This is a genomic window from Streptomyces sp. NPDC048584 (assembly GCF_043199595.1).
Classification (GTDB): Bacteria; Actinomycetota; Actinomycetes; order Streptomycetales; family Streptomycetaceae; genus Streptomyces; species Streptomyces edwardsiae.
In genome coordinates this window covers 534,704-553,962 of the sequence record NZ_JBICWF010000001.1, presented here as the reverse complement: position 1 = coordinate 553,962, position 19,259 = coordinate 534,704, and the positions used below count along the sequence as shown (strand labels likewise).

Below are 19,259 nucleotides of genomic sequence, written 5' to 3'. Positions count from 1 at the left end.
CGCACCATGGCAGCAGACCGGCGCACCGTCATCGAGAACGCCGCGATCGCGACCGTCGACGCGCACGGCACCGAGTACGCCTCCGGACACGTCGTCCTCGCCGGCAACCGCATCGAGTCGCTCGGCGCGGGTGCCGCTCCCGCCGGCCTGGAGAACGTCGTACGCCGGATCGACGCGACCGGCCATCTGGTGACCCCCGGCCTGGTCAACACCCATCACCACTTCTACCAGTGGATCACCCGGGGCCTGGCCACCGACCACAACCTCTTCGACTGGCTCGTCGCCCTCTACCCGGTCTGGGCGCGCATCGACGAACCGATGGTCCACGCGGCGGCCCAGGGCTCGCTCGCCATGATGGCCCGCGGTGGCGTCACCACGGCCATGGACCACCACTACGTCTTCCCGCGCGGCACCGGCGACCTGTCCGCCACCATCATCGGCGCCGCCCGCGACATGGGCATCCGCTTCACCCTCGCCCGCGGCTCCATGGACCGGGGGGAGAAGGACGGTGGACTGCCGCCCGACTTCGCCGTCGAGACCCTCGACGACGCGCTCGCCGCCACCGAGGAAACGGTGCGCCGGCACCACGACGCCTCCTTCGACGCCATGACCCAGGTCGCCGTCGCGCCCTGCTCTCCCTTCTCCGTCTCCACCGAACTCATGCGACACGGAGCCGAGTTGGCGCGGCGGCTCGGCGTACGCCTGCACACGCACGGCTCGGAGACCGTGGAGGAGGAGAAGTTCTGCCACGAGCTGTTCGGTAGGGGCCCGACCGACTACTTCGAGTCCACCGGCTGGCTCGGTGAGGACGTGTGGATGGCGCACTGCGTCCATATGAACGACTCCGACATCGCCGCGTTCGCCCGTACGGGAACGGGAGTTGCCCACTGCCCGTCCTCCAACGCCCGGCTGGCGGCCGGTATCGCCCGCGTCCCTGACATGCTCGCCGCGGGCGTCCCGGTGGGCCTCGGGGTCGACGGCACGGCGTCCAACGAGTCCGGCGAACTCCACACCGAACTCCGCAACGCCCTGTTGGTCAACCGCCTCGGCCCGCACCGCGAAACCGCCCTGAACGCCCGCCGGGCACTCCGCCTGGGCACCTACGGCGGAGCCCAAGTGCTGGGCCGAGCCTCGGAGATCGGCTCCCTGGAGCCGGGCAAACTCGCCGACCTGGTCCTGTGGCGCATGGACACCCTGGCCCATGCCTCCATCGCCGACCCGGTGGCCGCGCTGGTTCTCGGCGCGGCGGCCCCGGTCACGGCATCCTTCGTCGACGGCGACCAGATCGTGCGGAACGGCCGCCTGCTCACGGCCGACGAGGACGAGATCGCCCGCTCCACCCGTACGGAGGCCCGGCGACTGGCGGGCATCGCAGCACAGGGCTGATCACCCCGAGAACTCCGCCCGGCGTAGCTGCGGGCAGTCGTGCCGCTGGGGCGGCACGGGTGGGTGCAGCGGCACCCGCGAACGCGGCCCACTGCACCACCCCCGGCCCCCCTACACCGCCGCCCCCACCTCCTCCCGCAGCCGGGGCAGCATGTCGTGGTACACCCCCGGACACAACGTCGAGCCGTAGTCCTTGTGACCGAAGATCTGCGCGGCAGGAATGCCGTACCGGACGCACGCATACGCGCACAGGGTCACCAGCACATCCCACTGAGCGCCCGGCGGTACCGCCCCCGCGTGGTACGCCCCCTCGCAAGCGATCCCCATCGCCCGCTCGTTCTGCCCGGACGTGTGCGCCCCGAGCACAAAGCTCCGCCCGCCCCGCAACGACTGAAGACTCCCGTGCCGCCCCTCGGTGATCCAGCCGCCCCGGCTGACGAGAAAGTGATACCCGGTGTCGACCCACCCGTTCTCGTCCAGATGCAGGTCCTGCACCCAGTGCGCGTGCGCATGAGCCCGCGCCCGCGAGGAATCCGCGGTGTTCGCGCTGACCGTATGGTGAATCACGATCCGACTCGGCCGGTACTGGAGGACGCCGATGTTCCCCTGCGGGGAACGGGCGCCCCAGGCCCCTGTCGAGTCGATGTCCGGCTCTATGGCGTCGGCGCCGCGCGCACGCGCGACACCGGGCACGGCGCCGACGGCGGCCATTCCCGCCGCACCGGCGATCAGAAGCCGACGCCGAAAGGCACTCTCGGATTGCACGATCACTCCTCGGACACGCAGTCGGGGTGGGGGTGGAGGGGAGCCGACGACGAGCACCCGCCGACTCCCCGAGCGACCGAACGTCAGGTGTTGTTCGCCAGTGCCAGCAACCGCTCACGGGACCCGTTGAACTGGTTCCGGTCCACACTCCCCGCGACCCCGCTCACCGCCCCGGTGCTGGTGTACTGCCACACCGTCCAGGTGGGGAACCCGCTGGGGATCGTCGGTGCCGACGCGGATGTCCAGTGCGCCACCCACAACGGACTCTTGGCGCCCATACCGGTCCAGCTCCCGGTGCAGGTGTTCCACCAGCCGGCTGTCGTATAGATCACGACATCACGCCCGGTACGCGCCTTGTAGGCGGTGTAGAAGTCGTTGACCCAGGTACGCATCTGCGTCGTGGACAGCCCGTAGCACATCGCCCCGTACGGGTTGTGCTCGATGTCCAGCACACCCGGCAGGGTGAGATCGTCACGCGACCAGCCACCCCCGTTGCCGGCGAAGTAGTTCGCCTGGGTGGCGCCGCTGGAGGCGTTCGGGAGGGCGAAGTGGTACGCCCCACGGATCACACCCGCGTTGTACGCGGCGGGATAGTTGCTGTTGAACCGGTCGTCCTTGTACGAGGTGCCCTCGGTCGCCTTGATCCAGGCGAACTGGATACCGGCGCCGCGTACCGACCCCCAGTTGATGGCACCCTGCCAGTGCGATACGTCGATGCCCTGGACTCCGTCGGTGGGGGCCTGCACGCCACGGGTGGGCGCGTCGGCCGGAGCGGAACCCTCGTGCGCAAGGGTGCCGACACCCATGTAGGCCTCGCCGGGTTCCACGTGGACACGGTCCCGGTCGGGCCCCGGCGCGGCGGTCGCGCCGCCCGCCGCGGTGGCCGTCAGCGCGAGTGCGGCACCGAGGATGCCGAGCGCACTGACGATTCGTCTGCGGGGGTGGGGGAGAAGGGACATGGGGCTGCCTCCTGACACATGTGGGGATGAGCGAAGGAGGTGACGTCGGCCGCTGCCACCTGGGCAGTTCCGTGCAGATGAACGTACCGATTGACGTGCGCGCGTCATTAGTTACGCACGTAGATTCCGGGCCTGTAAAGAGCTTCCGTTTCTCTCTGGTGGTCTGGTCCACTGTAGGAGCGGATGGCCTGGAAACTTGGGAACCGGGCGGCTGAAACTTTCACAGCGTGAAAGCTCGGCTACAGCCCGAACAGCCCCGGGGCCTTCGCCAGGTCCCGGAACACGTCCTCGGGGTTCGGCACGAGCTTGCGCCGTTTGAGGTCCATCAGCCCGCCGACCGCCGTGAGCTCGGCCGCCACGGTGCCGTCGGCCTTGGTGATCGTCTGCTGGATGGTGAAGGTCTTGCCGCCGCTCCAGACGAAGGCGCAGCTCACGTCGGCCTCGTCACCGGCGAGCAGCTCACGCCTGTAACGGATGGTGGTCTCCAGGGCGACCGGTCCCACGCCCTGGGAGATGAGCCCCGACTGGGTGATCCCCGCCTCCTGGAGCAGCGACCAGCGCGCGTGTTCCGCGTAGTTGAGGTACACGGCCTGGTTGAGGTGACCCTGCACATCGGTCTCGTACCCGCGCACGGTCACCCGCACGGAAAACGGCTCGCTCACGGTGGCTGTCCCCTTCACACCCGCTCGGCAGAGATGGTTGCCCGACCCACCGATCTTGGCATGCCTCTCACACCCGGCGCGGGGAGGCCAGCAGATAACGCGCCCGCGTCCTGGGCTCGGTGTACTCCCCGACCTGCCACCCGGCCCCCTCCAGCGTGGCCGCGCAGGCCCGCAGCGCGTCGCCGTCCGCCTCGTACACGGCGACCGCCTCGGGCTGCGGGGTCTCCCGCACGCGATAACCACCCTCGCCCTCACCGGCGGGCCGATGTCCCGCCGCCTCCAACGCGAGCGCGGCGGCCTGCACGAGATGCGAACGCTCCCACCCGCAGGGCCGGTCGGTGGCCCCGTCCGGATTGGTCATCCGCCGCAACTCGAGCATCCCCTGCCAGGCACCGCGCACCTCCCGGAGCCGGCCGGGCCGCGACCCCACCGCAGAGTGCTCACCCCCGACCCGCGCGGCGAACACCCCGGCCGTGTCCGGCCCCTCGACCGGCTCGGGCGCGGCGTCCTCCTCCCGCGCCCGATGCCCCGCCGGGGTCAGAAAATGATCGTGCGGCGGCCGGGGATGCCGAAACGCCAGCCCCCGCTTCACCAACGCGGCAAGCTGGGCCGGCGTACCACCCCGCAGCCGCCCGCTACCACCCTCGGCACCCTCGACGAGGCGCCGCTGAGCGGCGCTGAGCGGTCGGCTCATCGAGACCCGGAGAGATACGGCGCGAAGGCGACCTCGACGCACCCGGGACCGTCGGCGGAGCCGCAGCTGCTCTCGAACCACTCCAAGGAGCCGCAGTGCTCCGTGGGGGGATGGGTCATCATGTCTCTCCCGACGCTGTCCCGATGAAGACGAGCTCCCGCATCACCATTTTGCCCCCGCGCGGGCGGCGCAGCGTCACCTCTCCCTGGACGACGGGGCCGCGCTGTCAGTGGGGACCGAGATCATGCCTCGATGGGCGAACTGGTGGAGCATGTAGAAGAGCAGGACCGCGTGTGGCAGGGTTGGCTGACCGAGGCCGAATTGCGCGAGGTCGCCGACCATCGGCCCTTCGTTCCGGGAGGACGGGAAGCTCTGCGCCGATACCTGCGGTCCGAGTCCGGGCCGGCAGCCGGGAAGGCGTCTCCCCGGCGATGTGCCGAGGGCGGTGGCGACCGCGATGCTGCCGGCGTGATCCCTTGGAACCTGCTGGTCATCGACAGGGCTCTGCACGCCAGTTGGGCCGCTGACACCTGTTCCCCGGACGACCTCGCCCGCGCCGGCTGGCAGCCCGACAACCCGGCGTGGGGTCACTGCGACATCACCGCCTTGATAGTGAACGACATCTTCGGTGGCGACCTCGTGGTCGGGGAGGTCCACTGCGGCGGGGAACAGCACGGATTCCACTGGTGGAACCGATTGCCCAGCGGTCTGGACCTCGACCTGACGCGCGAGCAGTTCCGGAACGGCCAGACCGTCACCGCGTCCCGAGTCGTCGAACGTCCACCCGGGCCGCTTCCTCGGCGCTGGGAGGAGTATCTCCTTCTGCGCGAGCGCGTCATCGAGCACCTCGGTCACCTCCCCGAGCCCGCCTGACCCGCGGAGCGGGAGGACTCGGCCAGTCGCTCTCCGCAAGGGGGTCAGGTGCGGGAGAAGGGCGCCCAGGCGGCGATCTCGAAGCCGGAGCCTTTGCGGCGGATCTCGAAGGCGCCGTGGCCGGGCAGATGGGCGGGCAGGACGAGGGCGTTGTGGTCGGCGGCGTAGGCGTACATCCGGGCCCGGCTGGCGCGGGCGGTGTCCTCGTCCTCCTCGAAGCAGCTGTTGAGGTGGGGTTCGTGGACCTGGATCGCGCCGTGCATCAGATCGCCTGCGAAGACCGCGCGGTCGCCTCCGGACTCGAGGTGGATGACCGACGAGCCCGGGGTGTGCCCGGGTGCCGCCTCGAGCCGGAGGCCGGCGTCGATGACGTAGGAGTCGTCCCAGGTCCTGACGAGTCCGGCGTCGAGCACCGGGTCGACGCTGTCCTCGTACACGTTCTGGTTCCCCCGGCCGAACCGGGTGTTGGGGAGGTTCTCCGGACGCCAGTACTCGACGTCGGCGCGCGGCATCAGATAGGTCGCGTTGGGGAACGTGGGCACCCAGTCGCGTCCCTCGAGCCGGGTGTTCCAGCCGACGTGGTCGTCGTGCAGATGGGTGTTGACGACGAGGTCGACGTCCTCCGGCATGATGCCGGCCGCGGCGAGATTGTCCAGGTAACCCGTGTTCAGATACGACCAGATGGGCTGCAGCGGACGGTACTTGCCATTGCCCGCACCGGTGTCGATCAGGATGACCCGGCCCTCGCTGCGCAACGCCCAGGACTGGGTGGCGACGCGCGTCAGGTCGGTGCGGGCGTCCCAGTGATCCGGGTCCAGCAGCGCGGCGTGGCGCTGCCATTCCTCCGGTTCGGAACCGGGGAAGAACACGTCGGTCGTCATCGGCGAGACGTCGGAGAACTCCATGACGCGGGTGATCTCGACGTCCCCCAGCGTCATCGTGATGACCTGGGACTCCGTGGCAGGGGTGGTGGGCATGCGGCTACCTCGATCAGGTGGGAGGGCTGTGAAGTGCTCCGTGCGACCGACTCTCCAGCCCCCGGGGCGGAGGGAACCAGACCCGCTTCTGCCTACCCCTGGCAGGTACAGGCGACGGGCCGGGCCGGAGCGCATACTTGCCGTCATGGACCGCAGATCACCGCTCGGTGAGTTCCTGATGGCGCGGCGGGCACAGCTGAGCCCGGACGACGTCGGCCTGCCCCGGTACGGGGAACGGCGCCGGGTGCCCGGTCTGCGCCGGGAGGAACTCGCGATGCTCGCGGGGGTCAGCGCCGGCTACTACACGCGGCTCGAACAGGGACAGTCGCTCAACGCCTCGGCGGAGGTCCTCGACGCGATCGCGACCGCTCTTCGGCTGACCGCGGCCGAGCGGGAGCACCTGTCCGTCCTGTCGACGACGGCGAACCACCGGACCGCACCGTCGCCACCTCCCGACGAACACGCCTCCGCCGATCTCCGTACGCTGCTGGCCGCCATGGAGGACGTGCCCGCACTCGTCGTGGGCCGCCGCAACGACGTACTCGCCTGGAACGGAGCCGGGCACGCGCTGCTCGCCGGACACCTGGACGAGGCCTCGCCCGACGACCCGGACACCCGGCCCAACCTGTCCCGGCTGGTCTTCCTGGACGCGCACACCCGCGCCCTCTACCGTGACTGGCCCGCCAAGGCCCACGCCGTGGTCGGCAACCTGCGCATCCTGACGGCCCGCAATCCCCGCGACACCCGTCTCGCCGCACTGGTGGGCGAACTGGCCATCCGCAGCTCCGAGTTCGCGTCCCTGTGGGCCGAGCACACCGTCGAGCCCTGTGGCCGCGACGTCTACGACCTGGCCCATCCGGTCGTCGGGAACCTGACCGTCACGCAACAGACGTTCCCCGTACCGCAGGCTCCGCATCAGTCCCTCGTCATGATCACGGCGGAGGCCGGAACCCCCTCGTCCGCGGCGCTGACGATGCTGGGACAGGCTCGCGGACAGGGCGTCACGAAGCGCCACTAACCGGCATCCGCCCCTCGCCAGGCCACCGCTGAACGGACTTCGCGGTGGAGCGGGTCGCGCGCAACGACGTGAGGAGGCGCAGCCGGTCCGCGTCGGCGCTGCCCGGCTCGGCGGTGGGAGGCGGCGGATCCAGCCGTGGGCGGGCGACTCTGGGCTGCGGCCGAGGAATTGTAGGGCGTCCACTACCTGTGAGCCGTTGAGCCCGCCGGGCCGGCAGCTACCCCCTGCGGAACGTGGTGAGCGTCCGGCGGGCGTGGGCGGACCAGGCCGGTGCCTGGGACGGGGCCAGGGCCGTCAGGTGGGTCTCCATGTCGCTGATCGTGCGTTCCGCGGCGGTCTCCTCGCCTTGGAAGGTCTGCCAGGACGCCTGCGCCAGGTGGGCGCTGCACCAGCGTTCCAGATGCCCGGTCCGGCCCCGGTCCAGCACGAGCACCCGCCCATGGGCCACCGCCAGCCGGAACCCGCGCTCGGCGGCGCCGTCACGGAGACACCGCATCGCGGTGGCGCCCGAGACCAGCGCCGTCTCCACGCACGCCTCGTGCACCGCGTCCCGCGGGAACCTCTCCGCCAGCCATACGAGACTGCCGCACAGGTCCTCCAGGGCCTGCGACACCTGGTCCGGCTCGACGAAGGCCAGGGAGCCCGACATCAACTCCTCGCGTCGCCGGGCCAGATCGTCGAGCAGTCGGTCCACGTGGCGCGGCCGCACGTCCCGTACCTTCGCCAGGTCGGCGAGGCGGACGTCCAGGCCCTCGAGCAGCATCGCGTGAGGGTCGGCGCCGAGCGAGGCGGCCGTGTCCACGGCCTGCCGGGGAAGGAGGCGCTGCCATGGGTACGCGGTCCGCTCGGCGAAGTGGCGGCGCATCGTCTCCATCTCGCGGACCGCGCCGTCCAGGTCCCCGGAGCGATGGAGCGCCACGGACAGGGCTCCCCGCAGCCGCGCCGCCTCGTCCACCAGGTCGGTGCGCCCGTCGTCGATCAGACTCCGGTACTCCCGCAGCGCCTGGTGCGCGGGGGCCTGTGCCTCGGTGACATGCCCGAGCCGCAGCAGCACGTTGACCCGGCGCTGACGGGCGTCCGCGACTTCGCGCAGGGACACCTCGCCGCGTTCGAACAGGGACTCCACCGCCGTGGTGATCCCGTCGGCCACCGCCAGCGCCTCCTTGTGCCGGTCCAGGTCGCCCAGCGCGGCGTTGAGGGTTTGCAGGCAGCGCACCCGGACCTGTTCCTCCTGCGGTTCGGCCGGAGTGCCCAGCGCGTCCAGCGCGAGCCGTACTTCGCGGCACGCCGCCTCGGGCTTTCCCGACCTGCGCAGCAGCACGGCCCGCCCGGTGTGGATCAGCGTCGAGACCAGCCGGCCGCCCGAGCCGGCGGCGGACGCCGAACCCAGCACGCGCTCGGCCTCGTCGAACTCCCTTGCCGCGGCCGCCCCGTCGCCCGCGTCGATGTGGGCGTCGGCGAGTTTGCGCCGGGCCTCGGCCCGGTCGACGAGCCAGGCGTCCCGGCCGTCCGTGGCACTGAGCCGGTCCCACACCTCGACGGCCCGCCGGGCGAGGGCTACGGCGGCGGCGGGGTCCTCCAGCGCCCGTACGAGGGTCGACTCGTGGTCACGGGCCTGCGCCAGATAGCGGACGTAGTCGAGCCGGCCGTCGCGCAGCACGGCGTCCTCCAGCAGCGAGCGCGCCGACCGGTACGCGGCGAGAGCCTGCTGCGGCCGTCCGGCGTGTTCGTCGCCCAGGGCCGACAACAGCAGCGCCCGGCCCAGATCCCCGGCGACATCGTGCCGGCCCCGCTCGTGCACCAGGGGCTCGTACAGGGCGATCGCCGCCCGCGCGTGGACCGCGGGGGCCTGCGTGCCCTTCGCGGTCACCGCCCGGTTGAGGCGCACGGCGGCCCGTACGGCGTCGAGGTCGGTGCGGCCCGGAGCGGCGGCGGCCTCGATCAGCGCGTCGGCCCGCTCCCATGCGGCGGCGGCCTCGTCGGTCCGTCCTGTCTTCTCCAGCGCCGCTGCCCGGCCGGCCAGCGCCAGTGCCAGCCCTTCGTCCTCACCGGCGACGGTCATGGCGTCGACGGCCTGTTCGAGGAGGGGGATCTGTTCGTGCGGGTCGTCGACCGCGTTGGCCTTCGTCCCGAGGGCCGTGCCCCGGATGCGGGCCGCCTCGACCGGATCCGACACCGCCCCCGCTCCGTCGAGGACCTGGTCGCAGATCGCGACCGACTCACCGGGGGAACCCGACAGCCGCAGCACGACGGCGAGCGAGTGCAGGACCGCGAGCCGCAGGGAGAGTCCGTGCTGCCGGTCCGGTCCTGCCAGTCCCCGCAGCGCCCGGGCGCTCGCCCGGTACGTCTCGACGGCTCCGGGCAGGTCGCCCAGGCCGTGCCGGACCCGGCCCGACTCGGCGACGACACGTGCCCACAGCAGCCGAACCGAGTCGTCGGGGTCCCGCACCGTGTCGAGAACCGCGGCCGCCTCGGTGAGCGCCCGCAGGTCCTCCATGGACTGCGACGCCCGGCTGCCGTGGCCGCTCGGCCAGAACCGCACCGCCTCCCCGGGGTCCCGGCCGGCGGCCTCATAGGCGGCGCCCAGGAGCTCCCGGGGATCCTGCCAGGCGGCCCCGCCGGGCAGCCGGCGCTCGAAGCCGCCCTTCACGGTGGGGCGCGGCGTCGAGGGCGGGGGGTCGCCGGGCAGTGGGATGCCGCACTCCCGGACCGCGGTCCGCACCAGACTGTCCGCCGCCTCCTGGAGGGACTCCGGACGCTCCCGCGGATCCGTGCGGAAGCAGGCCCGCAGCAGTGCGACCACCCCCTCGGGCATGGCGACCGGCCCCGGCGTGCCGTCCCGCAGCGTCTCCAGGTGCGTCTCCAGCGCCGCCCCGGCGAGCGTCCCCGAGGGCCAGCTGCGGCCGCCGGTGAACATCTCCAGTACGGTCACGGCCCAGCTCCACAGGTCGGCCGCCCGGCCCAGCGGACGGCCCTCGGCCTGCTCAGGGGACGCGTAACCGGGGGTGACGCCCTCCGCCACCGCGCTCGGCGGCGGAGCCTCCTCCGCCCGCGCCTCCGCCAGCGTCTGCCGCAGTACGTTCCTCAGCACCTCGCTGGTCTCCGCGTCGATGCCGTCGCCCTCCCGGGCCAGGAAGTCGAGGACGTACTCCTGCCCGATGACGTCCTGGACGTCCCGCTCACCGCCCGTCGCCAGTCCGAAGTCGGTGATCCGCGCGGCACCGGACCCGGTGAGCAGGACGTTGCCGGGCTTGGTGTCGAGATGGAGCAGGCCGTGCGCATGGGCGGCCGCCAGGCCCCAGGCCGCCTCGACGGCGATACGCAGCACGGTGCGCAGGCGCTCCCGCTCGGTGCCGGCGTACAGCCGCCCGTCCGCGATCCAGTCCGCCAGCGAACCCCCGGCGACGTACTCGCTGAACACGGCCAGCTGGGAGCCGACGGTGCGGGTGAAGTGGCAGGGGGTGATGTGCGGATACGGGGGCAGTCCGATCCAGCGCTGCGCCTCGGTGAGGAACCGGCCCTGCTCCACCGGGTCGTCCCGGTGCACCCGCTTCACCGCGTACCGGTCCCCGGTGCGCCGGCTCACCGCCAGGACGACCGCGCCGAACCCGCCCTGACCGAGGGGGCGTTCGACGACGAACTCGCCCAGCACCGTCGATCCGGCCGACCAGGCGCCGTCGTCCCGTCGGGCGGAATGCCCGGACGACGGCCAGGAACGGGAACTGTGCGTCGGCATCTGAGGGCCTTCCGGGAAGGGAGTGGGGCGCGTTACACCGCTTCCAGCGCCGACCGGAGGGCGGCCGCCGTGGGGAAGCGGATGCGCGGAGTGTCGGTGAGGGCCTCGTCGACCAGCCGGGCCAGCCGCGGAGGTACGTCCGGGGCCCGCTCGGCGAGCGGCACGGGCCGGCTGTGCCAGGCGGTCAGCCAGGGGTCGCGGTCCGGTCGGAAGTCCCGCGGGGTACGGCCGCCGCTCAGGACGAAGTACAGGGACGCCGCCACCGCCCAGACGTCCACGTCGGGCTGGACGTACTTGAAGTTGACGACCTGCTGGCGGGGCATGAAGGCGGGTGTCCCGGCGGACGCGCCGGTCCGGGTCACTCCGCTGGCCCCGGCCAGTTCGTACGACTTGGCCAGGCCGAAGTCCGCGATCTTCACCCGGGGTTGGGAGGGATCGCCGGTGAGCAGCAGGTTGTGCGGCTTGATGTCACGGTGGACCACGCCCGTGACCGGGACCGGCCTGCCCCGGGCGTCCAGGGCCTCCAGGGGTGCCGTATGGGCGTGCTGCAGTGCGTCGAGCACGTCGAGGAACAGGGCGACGGCCGCGGCCGGACCGGGCGGTTCCCCCTGGCGCACCCGCTCGTCCAGGCTGCCGCCCTCGCACAGCTCCATCACCAGGAAGTACCGTCCGTCGGCGTACCCGCAGGCGTGGGTGCGCACGATGTGGGGGTGGACGAGGGCCTCGGCCGTACGCAGCTCCCGCAGCACGCGCGGATCCCCGCCGGGAGGCGACGCGGTGTCCCCGCGCATCACCTTCACGGCGCACCGTTCACCGCTCTCCCGGTCCACGGCGCTGTACACGGTGCCCATTCCGCCCCGCCCCAGCCGCGGGCCGATCACCCAGCGGCCGAGGACCGGCGCCCGGTCCCGGATGTCCATCCGTGCTCTCCCCCGTGTTCGCGCGGATCGGAACAGGACCCTGTGATCCACGTCTCCTCGTATAGTAGGGGGCCGTACCCGAACAGGGACGGTTTGTATGGAAAGCCGTCCAACAGGGTGATGGGGTCGTGTAGTCGCACCGCTTCGAGGAGGGCCGGGATGTCCAGGGACAGTTCCGTGGATCCGTTCAGCACATTCCTCAACGCGACGAACCGTCAGGTCACCCACGGGGGTTCGCCGGCCGGACCCGGCCGCTCCACGGAGGCCCTGCCCCCCGCCGCGACGCGGGTGATCCAGGCCCTGTACGGCAGGCCCCGCACGGCGGTGGGTGACCTGCGGGTCGGACTCGGTCTGACGACACTCCAGATCGCCGAGGCGGTCGAGGTCCTCCGGCGGCTGTCGCTGGTCGAGGTCATCGCCGCCGGAGCGGACGAGGCAGTCGAAATCACCCCGAGCGGCCGGGACTTCGTCGACGGAACGCGCTAGCAGCCGGATACGGCAGGGCGGGAGGTGGCACCGGATGCAGGGATTCGTCGCGGCGGGCGTGCTGGGAGCGCTGGTGGGCACGGCCGAACTGATGTCGCGCTACCGCGACCGTCCGTCGGCCCTGCTGGGTGTCGCCAGCGCGTGGTTCTACGTCCTGCTGAACGCGGCGGCGAGCGGCGGCGTCCTGTGGCTCATCCGCACGTTCGACTGGCGCTTCGGCTCCACCTCCGCCGACCAGACGGCCGCTCTCCAGGTGCTCGTCGCCGGGCTGGCCGCGCTGGCGCTGTTCCGCAGCTCGCTGTTCAACGTCCGCATCGGGGACCAGGAGGTCGGCGTCGGTCCCAACCTCATCCTCGCGATGCTGCTCGGCGTGGCCGACCGGGGCGTGGACCGGGTCCGTGCCAAGGACCGTTCCCAGCAGGTCACCCGCATCATGCGCGGAGTGCGGTTCGCCCGTGCCCGTGTCGCCCTGCCGGCCTTCTGTCTGGCCCTGCTGCAGAACCTGCCCGAGCAGGAGCAACAGGACCTCGCGACCGCCGTGGAGTCGCTGGACGCCAGCGAGATGACGGACACGCAGAAGTCGTACGCCCTCGGCCTGCTGCTGATCAACATCGTCGGCCCGGATGTGCTCGAGGGCGCGGTGACGGCGCTGGGCGAGGAGATCGGGGAACCGCGGACGTCCCCCGGCAGCCGTCCGCAGACGCGGGCCCGCCCCGACACCGAGCCGCTCACCGCGTAGGGCGGGGCAGGCCATGCCCGACACGGAGCCGCTCATCTCGTAGGACCGGACGGGCCTACCCCATGAACTCGGGCCGCTCGTACGGCGTCCACCAGCTGAGCAGCCCCCAGACGCCGAGCCCGAGCGCGCCCACGGCGAACGCGGCCGCGAGCCATGGCCGGCGCGATGCGCGCAGGGCGAGCAGCCAGGCGGCGAGCGGGACGAGCGCACCGCCGGCGGCGATGAGCGGGAGGTCGACGTAGAGGACGCTCAGGTCCCGGTGCATGCCCTCGAAGCCGCCATGGACACTGACCCGCGCCTTCGGCGCCCAGGCGAGCACCGCCGTGACGGCTCCCACGGCCGCAAGGAGGATGCCCGCACAGCCCTGTCGCTCTTCTCGCATACCTTGAAGCGACGCGATCACCGCGCGGCCGGTTCCTTACTGCCGGTATCCGCCGAGGAATCGCCCGATCCGGCCGATCGCCGTCTCCAGGACGTCCGCGTGGGGGAGGGTGAGGATGCGGAAGTGGTCGGGGGAGGGCCAGTTGAAGCCGGTGCCCTGGACCACCTGGATCTTCTCCCTCAGCAGCAGGTCCAGGACGAACTTCTCGTCGTCGTGGATCTTGTGCACGGAGGGGTCGATGCGCGCGAACGCGTACAGCGCGCCCTTCGGTTTGACACAGCTCACGCCGGGGATCTCGTTCAGTTTCTCCCAGGCCACGTCCCGCTGTTCGCGCAGTCTTCCGCCCGGTGCCGTGAGCTCGTGGATGGACTGCCGGCCACCGAGTGCGGCCTGGATGGCGTACTGCGCGGGCGCGTTGGCGCACAGCCGCATGGAGGCCAGCATCGTCAGGCCCTCCAGGTAGTTCCGCGCGTGCTGCTTGGGGCCGGTGACCACCAGCCAGCCGGAGCGGAAACCCGCCACGCGGTACGTCTTGGACAGTCCGCAGAAGGTGAGGACGACCAGGTCGGGGGCGAGCGCGGCGGCCGAGTGGTGCACGGCGTCGTCGTAGAGAATCTGGTCGTAGATCTCGTCGGCGAGGACCATCAGGCCGTGGCGGCGGGCCAGGTCGAGGATGCCCTCGATGATCTCCTTCGGGTACACCGCGCCGGTGGGATTGTTGGGGTTGATGATGACCACGGCCTTCGTACGGTCCGTGATCTTCGCGGCCATGTCGTCCAGGTCCGGGTACCAGTCGGCCTGTTCGTCGCAGAGGTAGTGCACCGCCTTGCCGCCCGAGAGGTTCGTCACCGCGGTCCACAGCGGGAAGTCCGGTGCGGGGATGAGGACTTCGTCGCCGTCCTCCAGCAGGGCCTGTACGGCCATCGACACCAGCTCGGAGACGCCGTTGCCGAGGAGGACATCGTCGACGTCGACCGCCAGGCCCAGCGTCTGGTAGCGCTGGGCCACCGCGCGGCGGGCGGAGAGTATGCCCCGCGAGTCGGTGTAACCGTGCGCCCGCGGGAGCATCCGGATCACGTCCTGGAGGATCTCCTCGGGCGCCTCGAAACCGAACAGCGCCGGGTTGCCGGTGTTCAGGCGCAGCACGCTGTGCCCCGCCTCCTCCAGCGCGTTTGCGTGTTCGATGACCGGACCGCGGATCTCGTAACAGACCTCGCTGAGCTTGCTCGACTGCCGGAACTCCATGCGCCGCTTCCCCTCACGTGGTGTTGCTTGGTTTTACCAAGTGGACGCTTGGAAAGTCCAACAACATGTCTAGACTGCGTCGCATGTCACCACGCCGAAGCTACGACCAGTACTGTTCCGCGGCCCGCGCGCTCGATGCCGTCGGCGACCGCTGGACCCTGCTGATCGTCCGCGAACTGCTCGCAGGCCCGCGCCGCTACACCGACCTGCACGCGGACCTGCCCGGCGTCAGCACGGACGTACTGGCCTCCCGGCTCAAGGACATGGAACGCGACGGCCTCACCACCCGACGGCGACTGCCCCCGCCCGGCGCGGCGTACGTCTACGAACTCACCCCGCGCGGCGCGGGGTTGCTCCCCGTGCTCCAGGCGCTCGGCACCTGGGGCGAGGCCGAGCTGGGGGAGCGCCGCCCCACGGACGCGGTCCGCGCCCACTGGTTCGCGCTGCCCCTGCTGCGCGCCCTGGACGGCGAGGGACTGGTCGAAGTCCGCCTGGACGAGGGCAGATTCCATCTGCACGTCGGCACCGCGGAAGGCCCCGTGTACGGCGACGGTCCCGCTCCCGGCGAGCCCGACGCCCTCCTCTGCCTGGACACGGACACCTGTACGGCGATAGGCCGGGGCGAGCTGGCACTGACGGAGGCGGTCCGCGCGGGCCGGGTCGAGGTGACCGGCGAGGGCACGCTCGCCAAGGCGCTGCGGGAGGCGTAGGGGCGAAAAGGCGGAAGGCCCGCACGACGGCGGGCCTTCCGGCGTATGTGTCACACGTGCGGTGGTGCCCCGGGCGGACGCCCGGACCCCCGCGTCAGGCGGTACCCGGCGACGCCCGCCAGGGCGGCCAGGACACCGCCCGCCGCCGTCCATATCCAGCGGTCGGACCACCAGCCGGAGGTCCAGCCGTCCTCGGGCTCGAGGTCGGCCAGGACCGCCGGGTCCTCCTCCTCGTCCTTGTCGGCGCGGGTGGCGATGCCCGGCATCAGCGGCTCGGACAGTGCGCCGTCCACCGCCGCCGCGCCGCCCATGTCCTTGGACTCGACCCGTAGTTCGGTCTCCACCGCCTGGCCGAGGTCGGCCGTCGACAGCCGCAGCGCGGTCAGCCGGACGTAGTAGGTGCCCGGCAGCGGGTCGTTGGCCCACGGCTCCGACCAGGCACGGACCGTACGCAGCACGCAGTCCAGCTCCACCGAGGGCGCGTTCGCCCCGGCGGTGCGGGTCTGCGCCCCGTACTGGCAGGCCTGGCGCCGGCGCAGACCGTCGTACACGTCGATCTGCCAGGTCTCGGCCGCGTGGCTCTCCGGCAGCTTCACCGTCGCGTGGACGGTGGGGCGCCGGCCGGCGTCCGCGGGGAACGACCAGTACAGGTAGTCGCCCGTGGAGGCGCGCGCGGTGGCGGCCTGCCCCTGCTCGACCTCCGTCGCCGTACGGAACGAGGTGCCCGCGCGGGTGGGCGCCCCGGTGTCCTCGGATTCACCCGGCGAGGGCGAGGAGTCGGCGGCGGCGGGGGCCGCGGCCAGCCCGAGGGCCAGCAGGGCGGCGCTCAGTACACGTAGGGCGCGCATCAGTTGGTCCTCCAGACAGCGAACCGCCAGCGGGACAGCCAGCCCCAGAGCAGACCGGCCACGAAGCCGGTGACGATCAGCGCGCCGAGCAGCCACCAGCCCCGGCCCAGACCGAAGGAGGCCACGTCGCCCGACCCGTCGGGGCCGTCCACCACGTCGACCGTCAGCTCCAGCGGAAGACCGGGCGTGGTCTTCACCCCGGCGTCCGCCGAGAAGGAGTTGGTCACCACCAGGCACACGACCTCGGCGGCCGGCTTGTCACTGTCGTCGTCGTCCCGCTCGGGCCTGGGATAGCGCAGCCCGGTGGAGAGCACATCGGTGCGGCCGTTGCCCGCCGCCTCGCCGCGTACGATCTCCCGGCCGTGCACGGTGACGGCCCGCAGCAGCACGCCGTAGTCCGGGCGCACGGCCCGGTCCGCCGCCACGCTCACCGAGGCACGCAGCTCCTGCCCCGCCGGCAGCTCCACGCGGTACCAGCGCTGCTGCCCGAACTCCTCGCGGTCGGTGAAGAGTCCGGACTCGAGCGCGGGCGCCTTGTCGCAGGAGTCGGCGCCCTGCGTGGCCACCGGCGTCACCACGGGCTCGGCCGCGCGGTCCACCAGCTCGTTCACCCGGTCCGTGAGCTCGTCCTGGTGCTCGACCGACGTGTACGTGCCGCCCGTCGCCTCGGCGATGCAGCTGAGCTGGCGGCTCAGCTTGGCGTTCGGCACCAGGCCCAGTGTGTCGATGGTCAGACCGATGCCTCGGGCCGCAATCTCCCGGGCCACCTCGCACGGGTCGAGCGGGGCGCAGGTGTCCTCCCCGTCACTGATCAGCACGATCCGCTTGGAGCCGTCGCCGCCGTCGAGATCGTCGGCCGCCTTCAGCAGGGCGGGACCGATCGGTGTCCAGCCCGTCGGGGCGAGGGTGGCCACCGCCGTCTTCGCCTCGGTGCGGTCCAGCGGGCCGACCGGGTAGAGCTGCGCGGTGTCCTTGCAGCCCTCCTTGCGGTCGTCGCCGGGGTAGTTCGCACCCAGGGTGCGGATGCCCAGCTCGACCTCCTCGGGCGTCGCGTCCAGCACCTCGTTGAACGCCTGCTTCGCCGCCGCCATGCGGGACTGGCCGTCGATGTCCTTGGCGCGCATCGAGCCGCTCACATCGAGGACGAGGTTGACCTTCGGCGCGCTCTGGCCCGTGGGTTCTCCGGCGGCCGCCCCGGCCGGGAAGGCGAGCCCGGCCGTCAGTGCGGCGAGCAGGGCACAGGCGCCTGCCACCGGCCGTTTCTTTCTGATCATCGGCGGATCCTATTGACCGGAGGCGCCGGGCTCCAAAACGGGGTGTCACATCGGGCCGAAGAGCAGCGGATTGGGCAGTTCGGCCCATTGGTCCCCCGCTGTCCGCGGCGTCAGCCGCATCAGCGTCAGCGCCTTCGCGGGCAGCGGCTCCTCAAGCAGCGCGGTGAGATCCGGGGTGCGCGGCAGATGCGGTACGGCGTCCTCCAGGGCCGCCCGCAGCGCCGGACCCGACCCCGCCGTACCGGCCAGCGCCCCGGCCACCAGCGACCCGAACAGCTTCCGGCGCAGGGTGCGTTCGTCGTCCGTGACCATGCGTGCCGGCACTCGTTCGGAGAGCGTGATGCCGTGCCGGGCGAGACGGGCGGGACCGATCCGCAGATCGGCCAGATCACGGTAGACCAGCCGCACCGGATCCCCCTCCGGGGAGAGCACCACGAGCAGATTCTGGCCGTGCGCCTCCAGCGCCACCCCCCACTCCAGCAACCGCAGCCCGACCGTGAGCGCCAGCCGCGCGAAGGCACTCAACCAGCGCGCCGAGCGGGGCAGTTCGGTCGTCGACAGCGCCGCCACCGGCACCACCCGTTCCCCGGGCCCCGCGTACTCCTCGGGCGACTCCCGCAGCACCGCCGCCAGATCGGACGACCCGGCCGCCACCGCGCCCAGCGTGCGGGTGATGTGCAGCAGCCCGTCCGTCCGCGTCGCCACCATCTCCCCGAAGTCCGACAGCACCGCCGACGCGCCCACCGAGCTCAGCGAGATGTCCCGCATCGAGGACGTCAGCCGGGCGCTCAACGCCGTCTTGACATGCGGCCCCTCCGGCAGTGCGAGGGTGCGCAGCGCCATCAGCGGACGCGCCGCGAGCCCCCGCTCACCCGTCCGCTTCAGCACATGCGCCGCCTGCCACGGATGCACCGGGACCACCAGCCGCCCCGGCTCCCGCAGCCACGTGGGCCACACCCCCGTCACCAGACACTCGGCCTCCGGTACGGGCAGCAGCCCCAGCTCCACCACCGGTCCGTGCTCGGGCCCGTACGCGAGCTGCTCCGCCACTGAGAAACCCGGCCGGGAACGGCAGTTGGGATGGAACGGATGCCCGTCCACCACCCGCCGCTCCCACTCCCAGTCCCGGTCGGGCCACTCCGGCGTATGTTCACTTCCCGCCCGGGACAGCGCCAACGACGCGACACTGTGGCCGAGTTCCGCGGCGAACACCGCCGATTGCGGTACGGCGAACTCCGTCATCAGCCGCGCCGGATCGTCGTACACCGTCTCGTCCAGCCGTACGGCGGTGACGTACGCGCCGGTCGCATACGGATCCGCGCGCGGACCGCACAGCCGGCGCCCGTCCGCCAGCCGCAGGGTGAGCCCGTCGGAGTTGGCCTGCCGACGGACGATCCACGGCAGCGGCTCATGCGTGAGACCGCGCCACAGCCGCGTGAGCACGGCCGCGCGGGCGCCGGGCAGTTCGCCGGCGTACCGGGGCACGAGACCGGGCCGTACGACGGCCAGTTCGTCGGCGATCTCGGCCTCGGCGGTGGGGGGACGGTGCACGGGCGGGCTCCTCGGGAGGGGAAGGTACGGGTGG

General features: G+C 72.0%; 19 protein-coding genes. 6 read left to right on the top strand and 13 right to left on the bottom strand.

From position 1 onward, the window contains the following. The first annotated feature begins 6 nt into the window (after positions 1–6). On the top strand, positions 7–1,386 hold the full coding sequence (locus ACGFR9_RS02320; RefSeq protein WP_393202078.1) for an 8-oxoguanine deaminase: 1,380 nt from the start codon (positions 7–9) through the stop codon (positions 1,384–1,386). Between the two features lie 111 nt (positions 1,387–1,497). Here ACGFR9_RS02320 and ACGFR9_RS02315 read toward each other — a convergent pair whose 3' ends face one another. The 5 genes from ACGFR9_RS02315 to ACGFR9_RS02295 form a co-directional block, all read right to left on the bottom strand. Continuing rightward, positions 1,498–2,097, bottom strand: coding sequence for a peptidoglycan recognition family protein (locus tag ACGFR9_RS02315; RefSeq protein ID WP_393202752.1), 600 nt, complete (start codon positions 2,095–2,097; stop codon positions 1,498–1,500). Between the two features lie 137 nt (positions 2,098–2,234). Continuing rightward, on the bottom strand, positions 2,235–3,110 hold the full coding sequence (locus tag ACGFR9_RS02310) for a lysozyme (RefSeq protein WP_393202076.1): 876 nt from the start codon (positions 3,108–3,110) through the stop codon (positions 2,235–2,237). A 239-nt stretch (positions 3,111–3,349) separates the two neighbouring features. Then, the gene (locus ACGFR9_RS02305; protein WP_393202074.1) at positions 3,350–3,772 is read right to left on the bottom strand and encodes an acyl-CoA thioesterase; all 423 of its coding nucleotides are present in this window, start codon (positions 3,770–3,772) and stop codon (positions 3,350–3,352) included. A 67-nt stretch (positions 3,773–3,839) separates the two neighbouring features. Continuing rightward, the gene (locus tag ACGFR9_RS02300; protein ID WP_393202072.1) at positions 3,840–4,466 is read right to left on the bottom strand and encodes a hypothetical protein; all 627 of its coding nucleotides are present in this window, start codon (positions 4,464–4,466) and stop codon (positions 3,840–3,842) included. Further along, positions 4,463–4,585: a hypothetical protein gene (locus tag ACGFR9_RS02295; RefSeq protein WP_393202070.1), complete on the bottom strand. Its 123-nt coding sequence runs from the start codon at positions 4,583–4,585 to the stop codon at positions 4,463–4,465. The genes ACGFR9_RS02300 and ACGFR9_RS02295 overlap by 4 nt, the downstream gene beginning before the upstream one ends. A gap of 349 nt (positions 4,586–4,934) precedes the next feature. Between ACGFR9_RS02295 and ACGFR9_RS02290 the strand changes: the two genes are divergently transcribed. Then, positions 4,935–5,339 (top strand): hypothetical protein, encoded by a 405-nt coding sequence (locus tag ACGFR9_RS02290; protein WP_393202068.1) that lies wholly within the window; start codon positions 4,935–4,937, stop codon positions 5,337–5,339. Positions 5,340–5,383: 44 nt separating this feature from the next. Here the strand turns inward: ACGFR9_RS02290 and ACGFR9_RS02285 are convergent, their stop codons facing one another. Next, complete coding sequence (locus ACGFR9_RS02285) at positions 5,384–6,316, bottom strand: MBL fold metallo-hydrolase (protein ID WP_393202067.1); 933 nt, start codon at positions 6,314–6,316, stop codon at positions 5,384–5,386. A gap of 145 nt (positions 6,317–6,461) precedes the next feature. Between ACGFR9_RS02285 and ACGFR9_RS02280 the strand changes: the two genes are divergently transcribed. Next, positions 6,462–7,334: a helix-turn-helix domain-containing protein gene (locus ACGFR9_RS02280; RefSeq protein ID WP_393202065.1), complete on the top strand. Its 873-nt coding sequence runs from the start codon at positions 6,462–6,464 to the stop codon at positions 7,332–7,334. 217 nt (positions 7,335–7,551) lie between these two features. Here ACGFR9_RS02280 and ACGFR9_RS02275 read toward each other — a convergent pair whose 3' ends face one another. Both ACGFR9_RS02275 and ACGFR9_RS02270 read right to left on the bottom strand, forming a co-directional pair. Further along, on the bottom strand, positions 7,552–11,070 hold the full coding sequence (locus ACGFR9_RS02275) for a protein kinase (RefSeq protein WP_393202063.1): 3,519 nt from the start codon (positions 11,068–11,070) through the stop codon (positions 7,552–7,554). A gap of 32 nt (positions 11,071–11,102) precedes the next feature. Further along, positions 11,103–11,990, bottom strand: coding sequence for a serine/threonine-protein kinase (locus ACGFR9_RS02270; RefSeq protein ID WP_393202061.1), 888 nt, complete (start codon positions 11,988–11,990; stop codon positions 11,103–11,105). 159 nt (positions 11,991–12,149) lie between these two features. On the opposite strand from ACGFR9_RS02270, the gene ACGFR9_RS02265 reads away from it, so the two are divergent. Together ACGFR9_RS02265 and ACGFR9_RS02260 are read left to right on the top strand one after the other, a co-directional pair. Beyond that, positions 12,150–12,476, top strand: coding sequence for a hypothetical protein (locus ACGFR9_RS02265; RefSeq protein ID WP_393202059.1), 327 nt, complete (start codon positions 12,150–12,152; stop codon positions 12,474–12,476). A gap of 34 nt (positions 12,477–12,510) precedes the next feature. Then, positions 12,511–13,215 (top strand): hypothetical protein, encoded by a 705-nt coding sequence (locus tag ACGFR9_RS02260; protein ID WP_393202057.1) that lies wholly within the window; start codon positions 12,511–12,513, stop codon positions 13,213–13,215. 55 nt (positions 13,216–13,270) lie between these two features. Here the strand turns inward: ACGFR9_RS02260 and ACGFR9_RS02255 are convergent, their stop codons facing one another. Both ACGFR9_RS02255 and ACGFR9_RS02250 read right to left on the bottom strand, forming a co-directional pair. Then, positions 13,271–13,597: a hypothetical protein gene (locus ACGFR9_RS02255; RefSeq protein WP_393202055.1), complete on the bottom strand. Its 327-nt coding sequence runs from the start codon at positions 13,595–13,597 to the stop codon at positions 13,271–13,273. Between the two features lie 36 nt (positions 13,598–13,633). Then, positions 13,634–14,842, bottom strand: coding sequence for a pyridoxal phosphate-dependent aminotransferase (locus ACGFR9_RS02250; RefSeq protein ID WP_393202053.1), 1,209 nt, complete (start codon positions 14,840–14,842; stop codon positions 13,634–13,636). Positions 14,843–14,925: 83 nt separating this feature from the next. On the opposite strand from ACGFR9_RS02250, the gene ACGFR9_RS02245 reads away from it, so the two are divergent. Next, positions 14,926–15,552 carry a winged helix-turn-helix transcriptional regulator gene (locus ACGFR9_RS02245; protein WP_393202051.1) on the top strand — a complete coding sequence of 209 codons (627 nt, stop codon included), beginning with the start codon at positions 14,926–14,928 and terminating at the stop codon, positions 15,550–15,552. 50 nt (positions 15,553–15,602) lie between these two features. Here ACGFR9_RS02245 and ACGFR9_RS02240 read toward each other — a convergent pair whose 3' ends face one another. The 3 genes from ACGFR9_RS02240 to ACGFR9_RS02230 are packed head-to-tail and all read right to left on the bottom strand — an operon-like array spanning position 15,603 to position 19,225. After that, entirely contained in the window at positions 15,603–16,400 is a 798-nt protein-coding gene (locus ACGFR9_RS02240; protein WP_393202049.1) for a hypothetical protein, read from the bottom strand. Beyond that, a complete protein-coding gene (locus ACGFR9_RS02235; RefSeq protein ID WP_393202047.1) occupies positions 16,400–17,674 on the bottom strand; it encodes a VWA domain-containing protein in 1,275 nt (424 codons plus the stop codon). The genes ACGFR9_RS02240 and ACGFR9_RS02235 overlap by 1 nt, the downstream gene beginning before the upstream one ends. Positions 17,675–17,719: 45 nt before the next feature. Then, on the bottom strand, positions 17,720–19,225 hold the full coding sequence (locus ACGFR9_RS02230) for an IucA/IucC family protein (RefSeq protein ID WP_393202045.1): 1,506 nt from the start codon (positions 19,223–19,225) through the stop codon (positions 17,720–17,722). Positions 19,226–19,259: the final 34 nt, after the last annotated feature.